Annotated in this window: 18 protein-coding genes; 12 read left to right on the forward strand and 6 right to left on the reverse strand. The window is 72.9% G+C overall.

The annotated features are described in order from the left end of the window. Window positions 1-8: 8 nt before the first annotated feature. The 7 genes from ACZ3OF_RS03765 to ACZ3OF_RS03795 all read left to right on the forward strand — a co-directional run bounded on the left by ACZ3OF_RS03765 (window position 9) and on the right by ACZ3OF_RS03795 (window position 8,821). Window positions 9-2,114 carry a SpoIIE family protein phosphatase gene (locus ACZ3OF_RS03765; protein WP_361666477.1) on the forward strand — a complete coding sequence of 702 codons (2,106 nt, stop codon included), beginning with the start codon at window positions 9-11 and terminating at the stop codon, window positions 2,112-2,114. A gap of 74 nt (window positions 2,115-2,188) precedes the next feature. Next, on the forward strand, window positions 2,189-3,580 hold the full coding sequence (locus ACZ3OF_RS03770; protein ID WP_361666475.1) for a wax ester/triacylglycerol synthase family O-acyltransferase: 1,392 nt from the start codon (window positions 2,189-2,191) through the stop codon (window positions 3,578-3,580). Between the two features lie 37 nt (window positions 3,581-3,617). Next, window positions 3,618-4,490 (forward strand): Fpg/Nei family DNA glycosylase, encoded by an 873-nt coding sequence (locus ACZ3OF_RS03775; protein ID WP_361666474.1) that lies wholly within the window; start codon window positions 3,618-3,620, stop codon window positions 4,488-4,490. Between the two features lie 23 nt (window positions 4,491-4,513). Then, window positions 4,514-5,281 carry a LytR/AlgR family response regulator transcription factor gene (locus ACZ3OF_RS03780; RefSeq protein ID WP_361666473.1) on the forward strand — a complete coding sequence of 256 codons (768 nt, stop codon included), beginning with the start codon at window positions 4,514-4,516 and terminating at the stop codon, window positions 5,279-5,281. 97 nt (window positions 5,282-5,378) lie between these two features. Further along, window positions 5,379-5,819, forward strand: a complete 441-nt coding sequence (locus ACZ3OF_RS03785; protein ID WP_361666471.1) for a DUF485 domain-containing protein — start codon at window positions 5,379-5,381, stop codon at window positions 5,817-5,819. A 15-nt stretch (window positions 5,820-5,834) separates the two neighbouring features. Then, window positions 5,835-7,601: a sodium/solute symporter gene (locus ACZ3OF_RS03790; RefSeq protein WP_467302547.1), complete on the forward strand. Its 1,767-nt coding sequence runs from the start codon at window positions 5,835-5,837 to the stop codon at window positions 7,599-7,601. Beyond that, window positions 7,598-8,821, forward strand: coding sequence for a sensor histidine kinase (locus tag ACZ3OF_RS03795; RefSeq protein WP_361666469.1), 1,224 nt, complete (start codon window positions 7,598-7,600; stop codon window positions 8,819-8,821). The genes ACZ3OF_RS03790 and ACZ3OF_RS03795 overlap by 4 nt, the downstream gene beginning before the upstream one ends. Here the strand turns inward: ACZ3OF_RS03795 and ACZ3OF_RS03800 are convergent. From ACZ3OF_RS03800 to ACZ3OF_RS03810, 3 genes are all read right to left on the reverse strand, one after another. Beyond that, a complete protein-coding gene (locus ACZ3OF_RS03800; protein WP_361666468.1) occupies window positions 8,815-9,312 on the reverse strand; it encodes a hypothetical protein in 498 nt (165 codons plus the stop codon). The genes ACZ3OF_RS03795 and ACZ3OF_RS03800 overlap by 7 nt on opposite strands. 197 nt (window positions 9,313-9,509) lie before the next feature. Continuing rightward, complete coding sequence (locus ACZ3OF_RS03805; RefSeq protein ID WP_361666467.1) at window positions 9,510-9,929, reverse strand: PaaI family thioesterase; 420 nt, start codon at window positions 9,927-9,929, stop codon at window positions 9,510-9,512. A gap of 4 nt (window positions 9,930-9,933) precedes the next feature. Beyond that, window positions 9,934-10,497 carry a sigma-70 family RNA polymerase sigma factor gene (locus ACZ3OF_RS03810; protein ID WP_361667296.1) on the reverse strand — a complete coding sequence of 188 codons (564 nt, stop codon included), beginning with the start codon at window positions 10,495-10,497 and terminating at the stop codon, window positions 9,934-9,936. Window positions 10,498-10,772: 275 nt separating this feature from the next. On the opposite strand from ACZ3OF_RS03810, the gene ACZ3OF_RS03815 reads away from it, so the two are divergent. Next, entirely contained in the window at window positions 10,773-11,960 is a 1,188-nt protein-coding gene (locus tag ACZ3OF_RS03815) for a CapA family protein (RefSeq protein WP_361666465.1), read from the forward strand. Window positions 11,961-12,085: 125 nt separating this feature from the next. After that, window positions 12,086-12,955, forward strand: a complete 870-nt coding sequence (locus tag ACZ3OF_RS03820; RefSeq protein WP_361666464.1) for a polysaccharide deacetylase family protein — start codon at window positions 12,086-12,088, stop codon at window positions 12,953-12,955. A gap of 66 nt (window positions 12,956-13,021) precedes the next feature. Here the strand turns inward: ACZ3OF_RS03820 and ACZ3OF_RS03825 are convergent, their stop codons facing one another. Continuing rightward, the gene (locus ACZ3OF_RS03825; RefSeq protein WP_361666462.1) at window positions 13,022-13,684 is read right to left on the reverse strand and encodes a class F sortase; all 663 of its coding nucleotides are present in this window, start codon (window positions 13,682-13,684) and stop codon (window positions 13,022-13,024) included. A gap of 389 nt (window positions 13,685-14,073) precedes the next feature. Here ACZ3OF_RS03825 and ACZ3OF_RS03830 point away from each other — a divergent pair, with 389 nt between their 5' ends. Beyond that, window positions 14,074-14,598, forward strand: a complete 525-nt coding sequence (locus ACZ3OF_RS03830) for a hypothetical protein (protein ID WP_467302553.1) — start codon at window positions 14,074-14,076, stop codon at window positions 14,596-14,598. A 143-nt stretch (window positions 14,599-14,741) separates the two neighbouring features. Here the strand turns inward: ACZ3OF_RS03830 and ACZ3OF_RS03835 are convergent, their stop codons facing one another. Further along, window positions 14,742-15,302, reverse strand: a complete 561-nt coding sequence (locus ACZ3OF_RS03835; protein ID WP_361666459.1) for a hypothetical protein — start codon at window positions 15,300-15,302, stop codon at window positions 14,742-14,744. 170 nt (window positions 15,303-15,472) lie between these two features. Then, window positions 15,473-16,237: a bestrophin-like domain gene (locus ACZ3OF_RS03840; RefSeq protein WP_361431244.1), complete on the reverse strand. Its 765-nt coding sequence runs from the start codon at window positions 16,235-16,237 to the stop codon at window positions 15,473-15,475. A 69-nt stretch (window positions 16,238-16,306) separates the two neighbouring features. Between ACZ3OF_RS03840 and ACZ3OF_RS03845 the strand changes: the two genes are divergently transcribed. Together ACZ3OF_RS03845 and ACZ3OF_RS03850 are read left to right on the forward strand one after the other, a co-directional pair. Beyond that, window positions 16,307-16,753, forward strand: coding sequence for a hypothetical protein (locus ACZ3OF_RS03845; protein ID WP_361666458.1), 447 nt, complete (start codon window positions 16,307-16,309; stop codon window positions 16,751-16,753). A gap of 306 nt (window positions 16,754-17,059) precedes the next feature. Next, entirely contained in the window at window positions 17,060-18,043 is a 984-nt protein-coding gene (locus ACZ3OF_RS03850) for an SCO0930 family lipoprotein (RefSeq protein WP_361666457.1), read from the forward strand. Window positions 18,044-18,260: the final 217 nt, after the last annotated feature.

Below are 18,260 nucleotides of genomic sequence, written 5' to 3' on the forward strand. Positions count from 1 at the left end.
GTGGCCACATGAGCGCGGGAAGCGGGGGTGGCGAAGCGGCGGAGCCCTGCCGCTGTGCATCGGGCACGGGCGGTGTCGGCTGCTGCTTCCTCCGGGACCACGGCCGGGCGTTCCGCATGGGCAGCTTCGACTGGGACCTGCTCACCGGACTGATGACCATGGACGACAGCGCCCTGCGGGTCTTCGACATGCGTCCCGAGGAGTACGACGACCACCCCGCCACCCTGGCCCCCCGCGTGATGCCCGACGAACGCCGACAGCTCGACACGCTCGTCAGTCACGCGCTGAAGGACGGCAGCGATCACTACGGCGCGTACTTCCGCGTCCGGCTGCGGAGCGGCACACCCCGCTGGACACACACCGAGGGCCAGGTTCTGCGGGACGAGGCCGGCCGCCCCGTCCGGATCGTCGGCATCGTCCGGGACGCCTCGGAGGAGGTGACCGAGCAGGCCGCCCGGCTCGGCCTGGACGAGGGCCGGCGGGAACGCACCAGCGTGGTGGAACGCACCACGGCCGCCCTCGCCCACGCCCGGACCGTGCAGGACGTCATCGACCTCCTCAGCGACTCGCACGGCCTCGAGTACTTCGGCGCCACCAGCCTGGTCATGGGGCTCCTGGAGTCCGGCCGGATCCACCTCGTCGCCGAGGGCCCCCAGGGCGCTTTCGTGCCCGGCACGCGCTTCACCCGGGTGGACGAGCCGTACCCCATGGGTGAGGTGATCCGGACCCTCAGGCCCCGGTTCATCGACTCGCCGGAGGACTTCGCCGCGTCGTACCCGATCCTGTGGCCCCACATCAGCGGCCTCGGCATCACCTCGGCGGCCTACCTCCCGCTGATCGCCCAGGCCCGGCCGATCGGCGCGCTCGGGCTGCTCTACAGCGACCGGAACGGCTTCAGCGCCGACGAGCGCAATCTGCTGGTCGCACTCGGCAGCAGCATCGCGCAGAGCCTCGCACGCGCGATGCTCTACGAGCAGGAACACGACCTGGCCGAGGGGCTCCAGCAGGCGATGCTGCCGCGCCGCATCCCGGACGTGCCCGGCGCCCAGATAGCGGTCCGCTACCGCTCGGCCCGCCTCGGCCGGGACATCGGCGGTGACTGGTACGACATCATCCCGCTGCCCGGTGGCCGGGTCGGCGCCGTCATCGGAGACGTCCAGGGACACGACACCCACGCCGCCGCCGTGATGGGACAGCTGCGGATCGTGCTGCGCGCCTACGCCGCCGAGGGCCACACGCCCGCGACGGTGATGGCCCGTGCCTCGGTCTTCCTCCATGAGCTGGACACCGACCGCTCCGCCACCTGCACCTATGTGGAGGCGGACCTCACGACCGGTGCCATGCAGGTGGTCCGTGCCGGGCATGTCGACCCGCTGCTCCAGGACACCGACGGAAGCTGCCGCCGACTGCCCGTGGACGGCGGGCTTCCGCTGGGCCTCTCGGCCGAGTTCGACCGCCTCGACTACCCCTCGACGACGCTGGGGCTGTCCCCGGGGCAGACCCTGCTGCTGTACACCGACGGGATGATCGAGAAGCCGGGCTCCGATCTCGACGACGGACTGCGATGGCTCTGCTCGCTGGTGGAGCAGGGACCGCGCGACCTCCAGCAGCTCGCCGACCACCTCTGCGAGGTCGTGGACGAGCGGGGTGGCGACGACGACATGGCGCTTCTGCTGCTGCGGCGGCAGGGGGCGTACTTCCCGCAGTCCGGCGGCCGCCTCCAGCAGCACGTGGCGCAGAGCGACCCGGAGGCGCTGCGGTCGGCCCGGCACATGATCCGCGCGGCCGTACGGGCCTGGGGCGCGGGCGATCGCTCGGACGAGATCGAGCTGGCCGCCGACGAGCTGATCACCAACGCGCTGATGCACACCGACGGCGGGGCGATCGTGACCCTGCGGATGCTGGCGGGTCCGGAACGGCGCCTCCGGGTGGAGGTGGAGGACCGTTCCAGCGCGCTGCCACGACGTCGTGAGGCGGGCGAGGCGGGCGTCTCGGGCCGGGGTCTGATGCTCGTGGACCGGATCTCGGACGTCTGGGGAGTCGAATCGCGTGGCAGCGGCAAGTGCGTCTGGTGCGAATTCATTGTTAACTCTGCGTACACAGATCGTACTTGACCGTAATGGACCGCACGCGATTGACTGCGGTTTCCGCCACCTGGTTTCTCGCCACCCTAGGACATGGGGATCTCTTGAGCAGTGAGCTTCTGGCACCTCTCGATCTGGCTTTCTGGCATCTCGAATCCACCGACCACCCCATGCACCTGGGCGCCCTCGCCCATTTCGGCCCGCTCCCCGGCGACGGCGACCCGTCCACCGTCCTGGAGCTGCTCGGGAACCGCGCCGCCGCCATCCCGCGCCTGCGGATGAGGGTCCGCGACGTCCTGCTGCCCGTCGGCGCCGCCGCCTGGGCCACCGACAAGCACTTCGACGTGCGACGCCACGTGCGGGAGATCGCACTGCCGGGCGCCGACTTCGACGCCGAGGCCGCCCGCCTGGCCGGCGAGCTGATGGAACGGCCCGTCGAACGCGGGCTGCCGCCCTGGGAGATGTATCTCCTCACCGGCGCGCCCGACGGCTCGTTCGCCGTCCTCGTCAAGCTCCACCACGCCCTCGCCGACGGCATGCGGGCCGTCGCCATCGGTGCCGGGATCTTCGACGAGATCGCCGCCCTCGCCCGCCGTACGGGAAGGAAGGGGGCCGCGCGAGGCGACTCCCCGGACGGGCGGTGGCGACCGGTCGCCGTACCCCCGCGCTCCTGGCTCCCCGGCCCCGGCCGGATCGTCGGCGCCGCGCGCGAGCGCATCGGCGACCTCGGCCGGGCCGTCGAGGTCGGCGCCTCCGTGGTCGGCGCCTCGGTCGCCCGGGCCGGCCGGCTCGACCCGCCTGCCACGGCCGCTCTCGCCGCCGACTCCAGCGGCACCCGACGGGTCGCCACCGCGGTCCTCGACCTGGAACGCGTCCACCGGATCCGCCGCACCTCGGGCGGTACCGCCAACGACGTCCTGCTCGCCGTGGTCGCCGGAGCCCTGCGCCGCTGGCTCGACGAGCGCGGCGAACCGCTCCCCGGCGCCGACCCGCGCGCCCTGGTCCCCGTTTCCCGCCGGCGGCCCGGCTCCCCGGCGGCCTCCGGCAACAGCTTCTCCGCCTACCTCCTCACCCTGCCGGTCACCGAGCCCGACCCCGCCGCCCGGCTCGCCGCCGTACGCCGGGCCATGGACCGCAACAAGGCCGACGGGCCGCTGCGGGGCGCCGGAGCGCTGGCCGTCCTCGTCGACCAACTGCCTCCGCTCGCCCACCGCTTCGGCGCCCCGCTGGCCGGCGGCGCCGCGCGGCTGCTCTTCGACGTCCTGGTCACCAACGTGCCGCTGCCCCGCTCGGCCCTCTCCCTCGGCGGAGCACCGCTGCGCACCCTCTTCCCGATGGCCCCGCTCGCCCGCGGCCAGGCGCTCGCCGTGGCCATGTCCCCGTACGGCGGCCGGGTCCATGTCGGCCTGGTCGCCGACGGCAAGGCCGTCCCCGACCTCGACGCGCTGGCCGCCGCGCTCTCCGACGAACTCGATCTCCTCGAGAAGGCCGACTGAGCGCGCGTCCCGGCGGCGCCTGCGGCAGGGTGGAGCCATGCCCGAACTGCCCGAGGTGGAAGCCCTGCGAGAGTTCCTCGACGAGCATCTGGTGGGCAAGGAGATCGCCCGCGCCCTGCCCGTCGCGATCAGTGTGCTCAAGACGTACGACCCGCCCCTGAGCGCCGTCGAGGGCGCCACCGTCACCGGGATCGCCCGGCACGGCAAGTTCCTCGACATCGCCACCGACGGCGCCGCGGGGCGGCTCCACCTCCTGATCCATCTGGCGCGCGCGGGCTGGCTCCAGTGGAAGGACCCCCTGCCCTCCGGCGCGCCGCGCCCCGGCAAGGGGCCGCTCGCCCTGCGGACCGCGCTCACCGGCGGCGACGGCTTCGACCTCACCGAGGCCGGCACCACCAAACGCCTCGCCGTCCATCTGGTCAGGGACCCCCGGGACGTGCCCGGCGTCGCCCGGCTCGGCCCCGACCCGCTCGCCGAGGAGTTCGACCTCTCCGCCTTCACCGCCCTGCTGACCGGCGAGCGACGCCGGCTCAAGGGCGCTCTGCGCGACCAGAGCCTGATCGCCGGGATCGGCAACGCGTACAGCGACGAGATCCTCCACGTGGCGAAGATGTCGCCCTTCAAGCCCACCCAGAACCTGACCGAGGCCGAGACCGCCGTGCTCTACGAAGCGATGCGCACCACCCTGCGCGAGGCCGTCGAGCGCTCCCACGGCGTCGCCGCCGGCAAGCTCAAGGCCGAGAAGAAGAGCGGGCTACGGGTCCACGGCCGGACCGGCGAGGCCTGTCCGGTCTGCGGCGACACCATCCGCGAGGTCTCGTACCGGGACTCCTCGCTCCAGTACTGCCCCACCTGTCAGACCGGCGGCACACCGCTCGCCGACCGCCGGACGTCCAAGTTCCTGAAGTAGCGTCCTCCCTTAGACTCCGCCGCATGCTGCGCGTACTGGCCGTCGACGACGAAGAGCCGGCCCTCGGGGAACTGCTCTACCTCCTCCGTGCCGATCCGCGGATCCGCAGCGCCGAAGGTGCCACCGACGCCACCGAGGCGCTGCGCAGGATCGGCCGCGCGCTGGAGGCCGGGCCCGACGGGGACGAGGCGATCGATGTCGTCTTCCTCGACATCCACATGGCGGGGCTCACCGGCCTCGACCTCGCCCGGCTCCTCGCCGGCTTCGCCCGGCCCCCGCTGATCGTCTTCGTCACGGCCCACGAGGGGTTCGCGGTGCAGGCCTTCGACCTCAAGGCCGTGGACTACGTCCTCAAGCCGGTGCGCAGCGAGCGGCTCGCCGAGGCGGTCCGCCGCGTCCGCGAGCTGGTGCACGCCGCCGCGGCCCCCGCCGCCGTCGCGCCGCCCGCCGTCGCGGCGCCCGAGCAGATACCGGTCGAACTCGGCGGGGTCACCCGGTTCGTGGCCGTCGACGACATCGCCTACGTCGAGGCGCAGGGCGACTACGCGCGCCTGCACACCGACGGGGGCAGCCACCTCGTCCGCATCCCGCTCTCCACCCTGGAGGAGCGGTGGGCCGCCCGCGGCTTCGTCCGGATCCACCGCAGCCACCTCGTCGCGCTCGCCCGCATCGACGAACTCCGGCTCGACGGCGGCGCCACCTCCGTCCGCCTCGGCGGCACCGAGCTCGCCGTGAGCCGCCGCCACGCCCGCCAGCTGCGCGACCTCCTCATGCGCCGCGCGGGCGGCTGACCCGCGGGCCGTGCCGGGGGCCTGGCCTCAGCCTCTACCGTGCGTGAACACCGCTGCGTAGACTCCGTGCACTCCACAGCCCCTGCGAGGTCGACCGATGCCGGAGCGGACACCGACGTCCGAGGAACCACCGCCGCGCCGGCCCCGGCGCGAGACGGTCACGCGCGCCTCCGCGCTCCGTGACAGCGGACTGCCCCGGCAGCGCTTCCCCGGCCATCCGCCCTCCCTCAGCCGCCGGCCGGGGGGACCCCCACCTCGCTCCGCTCGCTCGGAGATCAGCGAGCAGACCACCCTCGGCCACACCTACGTCCGCTCCCTCATGCGGAGCCAGCTGCGGGCCGCCCTCACCGCGCTGGGCGCGCTGGCCCTCTGCGTCGGACCGCTGCCCCTCCTGCTCGCGCTCCCCGCGCCCGAGGCCTTCGTCTGGATCACGCTCGGCGTCGGCGTGTACCCCGTCATCTGGGCCGTCGCCCACTGGTACGTCCGCCGAGCCGAACGCAACGAGCGCGACTTCACCGGTCTCGTCGAGGGCCGCTGAGCGCGGGGGCCGGACGTGAACCACACCTACGCGGTGGCCGCCGTCACCGCCGTCGTCCTGACGACCGTGCTCATCGGCGCCCTCGGCCTGCGGATATCCCGTACGACCTCCGACTTCTACGTCGCCTCCCGCACCGTACGGCCCGGTCTGAACGCCGCCGCCATCAGCGGCGAGTACCTCTCCGCCGCCTCCTTCCTCGGCATCGCGGGCCTCGTCCTCGTCCAGGGCCCGGACATGCTCTGGTACCCCGTCGGCTACACCGCCGGCTATCTGGTCCTGCTCGTCCTCGTCGCCGCCCCGCTGCGCCGCTCGGGGGCGTACACCCTCTCCGACTTCGCGGAGGCCCGCCTCGAGTCCCCGACCGCCCGCAGGCTCGCCAGCCTCTTCGTCGTCGGCATCGGCTGGCTCTACCTGCTCCCGCAACTCCAGGGCGCGGGGCTCACCCTGGAGATCCTCACCGGGGCGCCCGACTGGGTGGGCGGACTCCTCGTCGCCCTCGTCGTCACCGGCATCGTCGCCGCGGGCGGCATGCGCAGCATCACCTTCGTGCAGGCCTTCCAGTACTGGCTGAAGCTCACCGCCCTGCTCGTGCCCGCCCTCTTCCTGACGGCCGCCTGGTTCGGCGACGACGCGCCCCGCGTCCGCTTCGACGCCCCGGCCGTCTTCCGCGAGCACACCACCGTGAAGGTCGCCGACACCGTACGGATCGAGCTCGACGCCCCCCTCACGCTCACCGTCACCGGCCGCGTCGACGGCCTCCCGTACGAAGGGCGGGCCGTCACCCTGGACGAGGGCGCCCACCGCGTCGAGGGCGGCACCGAACTCGCTTTCCCCCAGGGCGCCCCCGTCCCCACCCGGGCCTCCACCGGAGCCGATCCCCTCGGCTGGTCCCAGCCGCTGGCCGGCGGGCGCGACGGCCACCAGCTCTACGCCACGTACGGGCTGATCCTCGCCACCTTCCTGGGCACCATGGGGCTGCCGCACGTCGCGGTCCGCTTCTACACCAGCCCCCACGGCCGGGCGGCCCGCCGGACCACGCTGGTCGTCCTCGGTCTCGTCGGCGCGTTCTATCTGCTGCCGCCGCTCTACGGGGCGCTCGGCCGGATCTACGCCCCCGAACTGGCCCTCACCGGAGCCGCCGACGCCGCCGTGCTCGTCCTGCCCGAGCGGATGCTCGGCGGAGTGCCCGGCGACCTGCTCGGCGCGCTGCTCGCCGGCGGGGCGTTCGCCGCCTTCCTCTCCACCGCCTCCGGGCTCACGATGGCGGTCGCCGGGGTCCTCACCCAGGACGTGCTCCCCTCCCGGGGCGTACGGCACTTCCGGCTCGCGACCCTGCTGGCCACCGCCGTACCGCTGACCGCCGGGGTCTTCGCCTCGAAGGTCCCGGTCGCGGACGCCGTCGGCCTCGCGTTCGCGGTCTCCGCCTCCTCCTTCTGTCCGCTGCTCGTCCTCGGCATCTGGTGGCGCCGGCTCACCCCGCCGGGCGCCATGGCCGGGCTGGTGCTCGGCGGCGGCTCCGCGCTCACGGCGGTGATGGCGACCCGCGCCGGTCTGCCGGCGGAGGGCTGGCCGCACACCCTGATGGCCTGGCCGGCGGTCTGGTCGGTTCCGCTGGGCTTCCTCACGATGATCCTGGTGTCGCTCGCCACCGCCCGGCACATCCCGGCCGCCACACCGGCGCTCCTGGCCCGGCTGCACCTGCCGGAGGAGCTGACGGCCCGCCCGGAGCCGGTGCGTCACGAGCCGCGCCCCGAGCCCGGTGCGCGGGGGGCCGAGCGATGAGCGGGATCGCGTTCGCCGCCTCCGCCGCCGTCGGGGCCGTGCTCCTCGCCGTCGGCTTCGTCCTCGGGCGGCTCGCCTCCGGCCGCGGAGGCCGGGCGGCCGACCTCGACCTCGGCACCCCCGTCGAGCGGGCCACCTTCCACACCCTGCACACCGCCTCGCTCGCCGCCCCGCCGCTGCGTGCCGGTCTCACCGAGGACACCGCGCACAAGGCCGCCCGGCACCTTCGCTCGCTGCTCGGGACGGAGGCGCTCTGCCTGACCGACCGGTCCGACGTCCTCGCCTGGGACGGGCCGGGCGAGAGCCACCACCGCGAGCACGTCATGGAGCAGGTCGCCGCGATCCTCGGCTCCGGGCGCAGCCGCTCCGCGCACACCGGCTGCGCCGATGTCGACTGCCCGCTGCGCTGGGCGGTCATCGCTCCGCTCACCGGAGAGGACGGCGTCCTCGGCGCGCTCGTCGCCTACGGTTCGCGGGAGTCGGCCGTGCTCGTGAGGGCCGCGACGGAGGTCGCCCGCTGGGTCTCCGTCCAGCTCGAACTGGCAGAGCTCGACCGCTCACGGACCAGGATCGTGGAGGCGGAGATCCGGGCCCTGCGCGCCCAGATCTCCCCGCACTTCATCTTCAACTCCCTCGCCGCGATCGCCTCGTTCGTCCGCACCGACCCCGAACGGGCGCGGGAGCTGCTCCTGGAGTTCGCCGACTTCACCCGGTACTCCTTCCGCAGGCACGGGGAGTTCGCCCAGCTCGCCGACGAACTGCGCGCCATCGAGCAGTACTTGGCGCTCGCAGGTGCCCGCTTCGGCGACCGCCTCAAGGTCACGCTGCAGATCGCGCCCGAGGTGCTGCCGGTGGCGCTGCCGTTCCTCTGCCTCCAGCCGCTCGTGGAGAACGCCGTGAAGCACGGCCTGGAAGACAGCGTGAACACCTGCCGGGTCACGATCGCGGCCCGTGACGCCGGGGCGGAGGCGGTGGTCGTGATCGAGGACGACGGTGTGGGCATGGACCCCGACGTGCTGCGCGCGATCCTGCTGGGGGAGCGGCCCACCGGATCGGGCATCGGCCTGTCCAACGTCGACGAGCGGCTGCGCCAGGTGTACGGGGCGGAGCACGGTCTTGTCATCGAGACCGGAATCGGTGCGGGGATGAAGGTGACGGTACGGATTCCCAAGTACCGCCCAGGGGTGCACCCGACGGCCCCCCAACTCTCCGATCAGTAGAGATGCAGCGCCAGATGGCCGAGCGGAAGACCCAACTGCCAGGCGGGCATCCATACTTCGGTCGACTCGTCGACGGGCAGGCAGCCGAGCCCGGCCGGCGGCAGCCCGCCCAGGTCGGTCGCCCGCACCGATGTCGCCTCCAGGAGGCGCCAGGTCTCGCGGGCCATGGCGAGGTCCGGGCCGTCCTCGCCGGCGTGGGCCCGCTCGGCCAGCCGTGCGCGGACCCACTGCGGCCAGGGGTGGTCGTAGGCGGTCCTGGACATCCACTCGTCGAGCCGGCCCGCGGACCGCGCCCCGCCCAGCGCCTGGGCACCCTCGCAGAGATGGATGGTGAGCGCGAGCGTCTGCCGCCCGGCCCGGTACTCCAGGGTGCCGGGCGCGACCAGACAGCCGGCGCGCAGCAGATCGTCGGCTATGAACTCGGCACACAGCCACGCCATCGGGACGGCGAGCCCGCCCCCGCTGGTGCCGTTCGTACTCTCGGGCAGCAACGCTCCCACCTTCTCCCGGACATGTCGGTCGGCGATCCCGAACACGAGCCTCCACCGAGGAAGACGCGTGTGGGTCGCTCTTTACTCAACTCGCCGGTGTGGTTTCGGATACGTTTCTCCGCCGGATCGGTGCCCGTGGGGCACCGGGAGGGCGGGGAGGCGCCCGGGGCGGGCGGGGCGATGGGACGCCCGGCGCCTCAGCCGAGGAGCGCGTACACCGCCGTCGCGTGCGCGGCGATCTCGTCCGTGCCCTCGGCCGTCATCGTGATGTCCGCGAACGCCATCCGGCGGCCCGCCTTGGTGAGCCGGGCCCGTACCAGCACGTCCGTACCGAGCACCGCGCGCTGGAAGCTGATGGACTGCTGCACCGTCGTCATCGGCACGAAGCCGCCGCGCGCCGCCGCGACCGCGATCACCGTCGCCGTGTCGGCGGCGGCCATCAGCGCCTGACCCGACAGGCCCCCGCCCTCCCTGGCGAGCCGGTCGGACCACGGGAGGCGCAGCGCAGCCTCGTGGGCATCGACCGAGACCACGGAGAGTCCCAGATCGAGCACCCAGGGGGCGAAGTTGTCGGCGAGGATCTTCTCGGCGGCGGCGGGAGTCAGCGTCGGCGTCACGAGGTCATTGTGCGGCCGCGGTCCGCCGACGGGCAACGGCACGGCGCCGCGGCCGGTAGTCGGGCAGCCGGTGTCCGAGCTGCCGCAGCGCGTAGTGCGAGCGGGACTTGACGGTCCCGGCGGGGATGCCGAGGTCGGCCGCGGCCTCGTTGACGGTCAGGCCCCGGAAGTAGAGGCTGACCAGGACCGCGCGGTGTTCCGGGCTGAGGCCCCGGACGGCCTCGCGCACGTCGAGCGCGGCCACCGCGGACTCCGTGGCGTCCGCCGGGTCGGGCGTGGCGGCGAGCATCCCGTCGCCGATCTCGGCGGGCCTGGCGAGCCGGGAGCGCCGGGCGTCGATGGCGAGGCGCCGGGCCACGGTGAAGAGCCAGGGGCGCATCGACTCGTAGGGGCTGTCGAAGGCCTCCGGGTGGAGCCAGGCCCGTACCAGCGTCTCCTGCACCAGGTCCTCCGCGCGCTGCTGGTCCCCGTAGGTGAGTCCGAGCAGAAAGGCGAGGAGGGCCTGGCCGTGGTCACGCTGGAGCTCCGCGAGGGCCCGCTCGTCCGTCGTCGCCTTCCCCGTCGTCACGGTCGCCGTTGTCATGCTCCACACCTCTTCTGCCGGCTCGTCGTCCCGGGGCGTATACGAACGCATGCGGGCGACCAGGGACAGGGAACGGGCAACTGTCTGCGACGAGCGGTCGCACCGAGCGGCGAATGGTGCGGTGAGCGGTCGGCCGGAGCTGCTTAATCCGATTAAGCGGGGTTTGCGTCCGATGCGGCTTTGACTCTTGACTGGGGCAATCATCCCCTGTCAATTCATCAGGAAAGCTGTTTATCCTATGAATCGGGCGGAGTCGGCAGATGACCCAGCGTACGAAACCCGGAGCGGTGGCCTTCGTGGCGGTCCTGCTCACGGCGGCGACCGGTTGCGCGGGCGGTGCCGACGCCCCGTTTGCGCGGCCCGATCCCGGGAGCCCCTCCGTCCCCTCGCCGGTCGGCGGCGGCGCCTCGGCCCGGACCGGCTTCACCCTCGTCGCCTCCGGCGACGTCCTGCCGCACGACTCGATCATCAGGCGGGCCGCCGCCGACGCGAACGGTCGGGGATACGACTTCCGGCCGATGTTCTCCGGCGTCAGGAGCGTCGTCTCGGGGGCCGATCTGGCGATCTGCCACATGGAGACGGTGTACGGACCGGAGGGCGGGCCCTACGCCGGCTACCCGGCCTTCACCTCCCCGCCCGAGATCGCCCCCGCCCTCAAGGCGACCGGGTACGACTCCTGCTCCACCGCCTCCAACCACAGCCTGGACGACGGCGCCGCCGGACTCGCCCGCACCCTCGACGCCCTCGACAAGGCGGGTGTGCGGCACGCCGGTTCGGCCCGCACCGCCGAGGAGGCCGCGCGCCCCACGCTGCTCAAGGCGGGCGACGCGACCGTCGCCCAGCTCGCGTACACCTACGACACCAACGGCTACCCCCTGCCGGCGGGGCAGCCGTGGGCGGTCAATCTGATCGACGAGGAGAAGATCGTTGCCGACGCCCGGGCCGCCCGGAAGGCCGGCGCCGACGTCGTCGTGGTCAGCATCCACTGGGGAACGGAGTGGCAGACCGCCCCGGACGAGCGGCAGCTCACCCTCGGCCGGGCCCTCACGTCGTCGAAGAGCGGGGGCCGGCCCGACATCGACCTGATCCTCGGCACGCACGCTCATGTGCCCCAGGCGTACGAGAAGGTCAACGGCACCTGGATCGTCTACGGGATGGGGGACCAGATCGCCGGCGACATGGTCAACCACCAGGGCGCCTTCGACCCCCGCGGCAACCAGGGCACCCTCGCGCGCTTCACCTTCACCCCTCCCACCGCCACCGGCGCGCGGTGGGAGGTCGCCAGGGCGGAGTTCCTCCCGCAGTGGTTCGACACGGGCCGCGGCCGGGTGGTCAACCTCAACGCCGCCATCAAGAAGGGTGAACCCCTCACCGCCGTACGCGACTCCATCCGCGACGTCGTCCTCGACCGGGGAGCCGCGAAGGACGGGCTGGTGATGGGGGAGTAGGGCCGCTGTCGGGCCCGGCCCTCCAGGGCGCGCACCGTCCGTCGGTGTGCGCCCATCGGGTGCATTCGGGCGGGCCGTCGGTGTGGGTGGGGCGCGTCGGCGTTCGGCCGTGCGAGCTATTAGTCATGAAAAAGGATGAGAAGCCCAGTGGGCGGCGGACGATCCTGCGCATCGCCGCCGCCCTCGGGGCCACAGCCACGGTCGGAGTCCTCTCGGCAGACCGTCTCGCGGCGCCCCCGGGCACCGCGCCGGAGGCGTCCGGACCGGCCGGACGACCGGTCCCCGGCGGCGGCCCGGCCGCCGGGCCGCCGCCGGGCGCGCGGCTGAGGCCGTCCTCGTACCGGCTCCAGCCGATGACGGCGTACGCGCCCCCGGCCCACCGCCGGGCCGTTCCGCCCGTCCGGCAGCGGCCGTTCCTGAAGATGTCCGGCGTCGGCCGTTCGATGGTGCTCACCTTCGACGACGGCCCCGACCCCCGCTACACCCCGGAGATCCTCGCCACCCTGCGCCGTCACGGCTGCCGGGCGATGTTCTTCGTCTGCGGCGAGATGGCGGTCGAGAACCAGGACCTGGTGCGGGAGATGGCCGCGGACGGGCATGTGGTCGGCAACCACACCTGGTCCCATCCCCTGATCCCCAAGCTGCGCCCGTCCCGCATCCGGGACGAGCTGGGCTCCACCAGCGACCTGGTCCAGAGGATCCTCGGCTCGGCCCCTCTCTGGTACCGCGCCCCGTTCGGGGCGTGGAACCGGCACTCATTCGAGATCGGCGCCGAGCTCGGCATGGAGCCGCTCGCCTGGACCGTCGACACCCTCGACTGGAAGGAGCCGGGCACCGGCAGCATCGTGCGCGCCGTCCTGGACGGGGCGGCGCCCGGCGTCGTCGTCCTCTCGCACGACGCGGGCGGCGACCGGTCCCAGAGCGTGGCGGCGCTCAGGCGGTACCTGCCCGAACTCCTGGACGCCGGCTACAGCATCACCGTGCCCCGGCGCTGAGTCCGTACGGCGAAGGCCCCCGGCGCTCCATAGCGCCGGGGGCCTTCGCGCGGACGTGCCGACCGCTCAGTTGGAGCCGATCATCCGGGCGTAGACCACCACGTTGCCGTCGTAGCCGTGCGCCCGGGAGTAGCCGCCACCACAGGTGATGACCCGCAGCTCGGGTGCCCCGGTGTCGCCGTAGACCGCGGCCCCGGGGAAGTCGTTCTTGGAGTAGACCTCGATGCCGTAGATCTCGAAGACCGCGACCCGGCCGTCGTACCGCTCCACCTCGATGTGCTGGCCCTTCTCCAGCGAGCCGAGGCCGTAGAAGACCGCGGGGCCCGCCTCGTTGTCGACATGGCCGACGACGACGGCCGTGCCGCGCTGCCCGGGCGCGATGCCGTTCTGGTACCAGCCCGCCATGTTGGGGTCCTGCGGGGGCGGTGCCTCGATCCACCCGGCCGCGTCCAGACCGACGTCCATGATCGGGGCGTTGACCGAGATCGAGGGAATCCTGATGCGGGAGGCGGGGGCGTGGGGAAGGGGCTCCAGGTCGGCGGAGGCGGGGGGCGCGGGCCCGGTCAGACGGGTGTCGAGAGCCGCGGCGGCCGCGGGCTGCGGCGGGCCGAGCTCGACGTCGACTCCATTGCGCATCATCGCCAGACCGGACAGCATGACGAGAGTCAGGACGCCCCACGGCCGGCGCATCCTTCTCGGCTCGAAGACGCTGAAGTCCTTGGGCCGCATGGTTCTCCCTTCGTGGCGTCGTCAGAACGGTAAGGGCGGCGGGCCGGGCCGGCGATCAGAGCGGGGCGAACGGGTGGCGGCCGGGCGCCGGACGGGTGCCGCACGTCCGCCGGGACGCGGCCGACGGGCCCCGGGCCCTTCGTACCCGAGGGCAGGCCGGGTGACGGGGACGATGACCCATCCGAGTATTCGTCGGACAATCACCCTGACGGCCTGTGACCTGCGACTCCGTCAGATTCGGGGTCATTTCCCCGGCGTGTCGCCTCACCGGGGTGGACCAGTGCCGAAATGCGCGGTCGGCCACCACTTGTGAGTGTTCGTCATGGAAGGCGTACTCGTCGAACTTCCCGGAGCACCGCTTTGGGGCGTCTTCCACTGGAGGTTCAACCATGCGTGCTGCACGCACTCTGGCGGTGACCGCCACCGCGTTCGCGGCGGTCGGGCTCGCCGCCCCACTCGCCGCCGCCACCCACGGGCCCGACCATCTGGCCGTCAGCTCCCACCAGGTCGACCGGGGAGGTGACGGTTCCAACAGCGTCACCGTCTCCCCCCTCGCCGTGCACCAGGGCGGCATCCTCACGATCTCCGTCCGGAACTGCCCCGGCGGCCGGGTCTCGTCCAACGCCTTCCCGACGGTCACCCTCTCCGGCAACAACAACGGGGTGTCCACCGCCACCGCCCGTATCCACGACCACGCCACGCCGGGTCAGTACAACCTGGCCGTCCAGTGCAACGGCCGCACGCTCACCCAGACGTTCCGCGTGCTCGCCGGTCAGGGCGCGCAGGGCGGCCTCGGCGGCTCGCTCGCGCCCAGCTCCACGGAGATGGCCGTCGGCGGTTCGCTCGTCGCCGCGGCAGCGCTCGGCGGCGGTCTCTTCATCGCCCGGCGCCGTATGAGCAGCGGAAAGGCCTGACCGCCGAACCTCCCGGTCGGCCCTGTACGCCCGTCGCCCCCGACTCCTGGATCAGGAGTCGGGGGCGACGGGCGTGGACGGGCTTGTGGGGCTCGGCGAGGGCTGAGGGGAGGCGGTGGGCCTCGGCGGCCCCGTCCGCGCCGTCAGTGCCGCCGGCCCCGGTCGGCCGTCGACCGGCGTCGTACGACGAGGACGGTTCCGGTGGCGGCGGCGAGGACCAGGCCCGCACCGGCCGCCAGCATCACCGTGTCGACCTTGTCGACCGAACCGCCGAGACCGCCCTGGACACCTCGCGGGGTGGTGAGGATGGTCGAGCTGGTCGTCGCGGTCGCCGTGGTGCCGCTGATGGTCAGATTGACGGTGTCCGTGATGCCACCGGTGCAGTTGAACGCCACCGTGTAGACGGCACCGCGCCGGGCGTCCGCGTCCACCGTGGCGGTGGCCGAGGATCCGGGGGCGATGGTCACCGTGTCGAAGATGCCCGCCGACGCCATCGCCGTGCTGCGGCAGCCGGGCGCGGTGAGCGTCACCCGACCGCCCGGCGCCACCAGCGAGGGGGTCACGACGAAATCGCCCGGTGCCTTCGCTCCGGCGGCCTGCGGGTTCGGTGCGGGTGCGCCGTCCGCCGCGGAGGCGACGGGAGCGGCCAGGGCGAGGGTGGCCGCCCCCAGCAGGGCTGTGGACACGGCACGTATCGCGCGCATGGGTTCCTCCGGGTCTCCGAGGAGCAGCCGCGGAAGCGGTTTCCGCACAAGGACAGGGCATACACCTCGATACCGGAGACGCTAGGAGCGCATTACCACAGCCGCGATCCCAGACGGGCGAATGGGGGACCGATGTCCCCCGTCCGGCCCCGTGACGTGTCGCGCCGGCGCTAACTCGTGAGGTGCGGGAACAGGTCGGTGAACGGGGTGGCCGTCGCCGAGATGCCGCGCCCGAACGGCGCGTCGAAGTCCCAGATCAGGAAGAGCAGGAAGGCGATGAGCGCACTGAACAGACCCGCGAGCAGCAACTCCCGGCCGGTGCGCCGGATCTGCAGGGTGAAGATCAGTCCGACCGTCACCAGCGCGCCGATGATCAGGCCGAACCACACCACCCCGGGCATGGTCGCCCCCGCGTTCTGCCCGCGGGCGCCCCGCGCGTCGTCCACCACGGCCACCTGGTCCACGAGCGGCTGGTACGCCTGCCCCTCGTGGTCGTCGGCCGGCCGGTAGTCGCTCACGCTCCGGCGCACCTGCTCCAGGAGCCGGGTGCCCTGCTCGCTGAGCTCGCCGTGCTCGGACATGTGGGTCCACTCCTCGTCGACCACGTACGAGACGTACGCGTCGACGTCGGACCGGATCCGGTCCCGGACGTCGGCCGGGTACACCTCTACCCGGGCCGAGATCTCGTGCAGAGCCTGGGCCTCCTGGCGCACGGTCTCCTGGGCCGCGCCGCGCGCCTCCCAGACGCCGGCGATGGCGAGGCCGAGCACGATCGCGTAGATCACGCCGATCATCATGGTCATGTACTCCATGACGTCGGGGGTCTCGCTGGGGTCGTCGTCGTCGGGGACCCGGCGGTTGTTGATGACGACGATGGTGAGGACGACCGCGCAGGCGGCTGCCATGGCGATGGTCAGGACAAGCCATTCGGACATGGTGTTTCCTTCGGCGGGGCTCAGCGGGAGCGGGGACGCAGGATCGCTGTCGCGAGCACCGCGGGGGCGGTGACCAGCAGCATCAAGGACACGAGTGAGGGCCCGCCCGTCGGTTGGGGCCGCGCGGTGCGGCGGTATTCGGGCAGGGCGACGGGGGTGGCGGCCGGTGGCCGCGGACGCAGCGACGGCGGCGGGGGAGCGGGCGCCCTTGACACCCGTGGCGGTGGCGGGGCCGGTGCCGGGGGTGGCGGCGCCTTCCGGGTCGGCGGGGCGGGCCGCGGCGGGGGCGGCGGGTCCGCGGGTTCGGGAGGGAGCGGTGGCGCGGGCTTCGGCGGTGTCGGCTCGGGTGTCGGCTCGGGTGTCGGCTCCGGTGTCGGCTCCGGCGTGGGCTCCGGACTCGGTTCCGGTGTGGGTTCCGGACTCGGCGACGGGGGCGGGCTCGGCGTCGGCGAACAGGCGCCCGGACCGGCGACCGCGACCGAGGTGTTCGAGCCGCCCGGTCCGGTGACGGCGTAGGCGCAGGCATCGGCGGCGGCGGGCGCCGGTATGGCGAGCAGCGACAGCAGCGCGGCGGCCGCGAGTGGCCGCGCGAGGAGAGATCCGTACAGAGGCACGCCGAAGAGCATCATCACAGTCCCGGCGCACCACGCCGGGAATCGCGCCGGATTCCCCGGATGGAGGGGATCTCGGAGCACACCGGTTTGACGATCTCCGAAAGTTTTCTTCGGCGCCGTTGAGTACGACGCCGACGGGCCCCGTATCCAATGCCGGGAAGCGGCCGCAGAGGCTGCGCCGACAAGCAATGAGGCAACGGGAGTTGACATGAAGACCTGGGGGAACGCGGCGCTCGCACTGACGGCGGCGGCGATGCTCGCTCTGACGACGGCATGCGGTCAGGAGAAGGGCGACCAGACACTGGGCGGTCAGCCGGCGGGAGCCGCCAACCCGGCCGGTGCCCCCGCCGACAGCGGATACAGCTCCGGCGGATACGCCTCCGGGGGCTACGGCGACAGCGGAGGCGGCGAGGCGGAGCCCGCCGGGCAGATGGCGGTGGCGTCCACCAAGCAGCTCGGCAAGGTGGTCACCGACAGCGAGGGCTTCACCCTCTACCGCTTCGACAAGGACTCCTCCTCCCCGCCGAAGGCGACCTGCGAGGGTGACTGCGCCAAGGCGTGGCCCGTGGTCAGCCCGGAGGGCGCCAAGGCCCCGGCCGGGGTGGACGCCTCGCTGCTCGGTGAGGTGACCCGCGCCGACGGCAGCAAGCAACTGACGCTGGGCGGCTGGCCGATGTACCGGTACGCCAAGGACACCAAGCCCGGAGACGTCAACGGCCACGGTGTCGGCGGCACCTGGTTCGCCTCCGCCCCCGACGGAAAGAAGGCCTCGGCGGCGGCCGACGGCGGGGCGGCCGAGGAAGGCGCCGAGGAGGAGCCCGTGACGGACGCGGCCGGCCTCTCGGTGCGCAAGGATCCCAAGCTCGGTGACATCGTGGTCGATTCGCGAGGAATGACGGTCTACCGCTTCAAGAAGGATTCCGCCTGGCCCATGAAGACGGCCTGCACGGACGCCTGCCTGGAGAAGTGGCCGGTTGTCGCCCCCGTCGACAAGAACGACATCGAGGGCATCACGAAGAAGGGCTTCGTCACCTTCGACCGGCCCGACGGCATCAAGCAGCAGACCATCGACTGCTGGCCCCTCTACACCTTCGCCGGCGACGAGGAGCCCGGAGACACCAACGGCCAAGGTGTGGGCGGCACCTGGTACGCCGTGTCCCCCGCGGGAAAGCTGGTCGGAGCGCCCAAGTAGGTCCCCCGCGCCGCGCTTCCGGCCTGTCGGCCCGCCGTCACCCCACGGGTGACGGCGGGCCGGCGCACGTCCATATGCACGTGAAAATGCACGAGCTGAAGGCGTGAACTCTCCGTTCCTCTCGCACGTGCCAATGGCGTGTGACGAAGAACGGACCGCGAATTTCCGTTTCCACTCGCTCTCGCGACGGGCGATCAGTAGCCTCGGCTCGAACACC

The sequence above is a fragment of the Streptomyces sp. NPDC022552 genome (assembly GCF_055561875.1).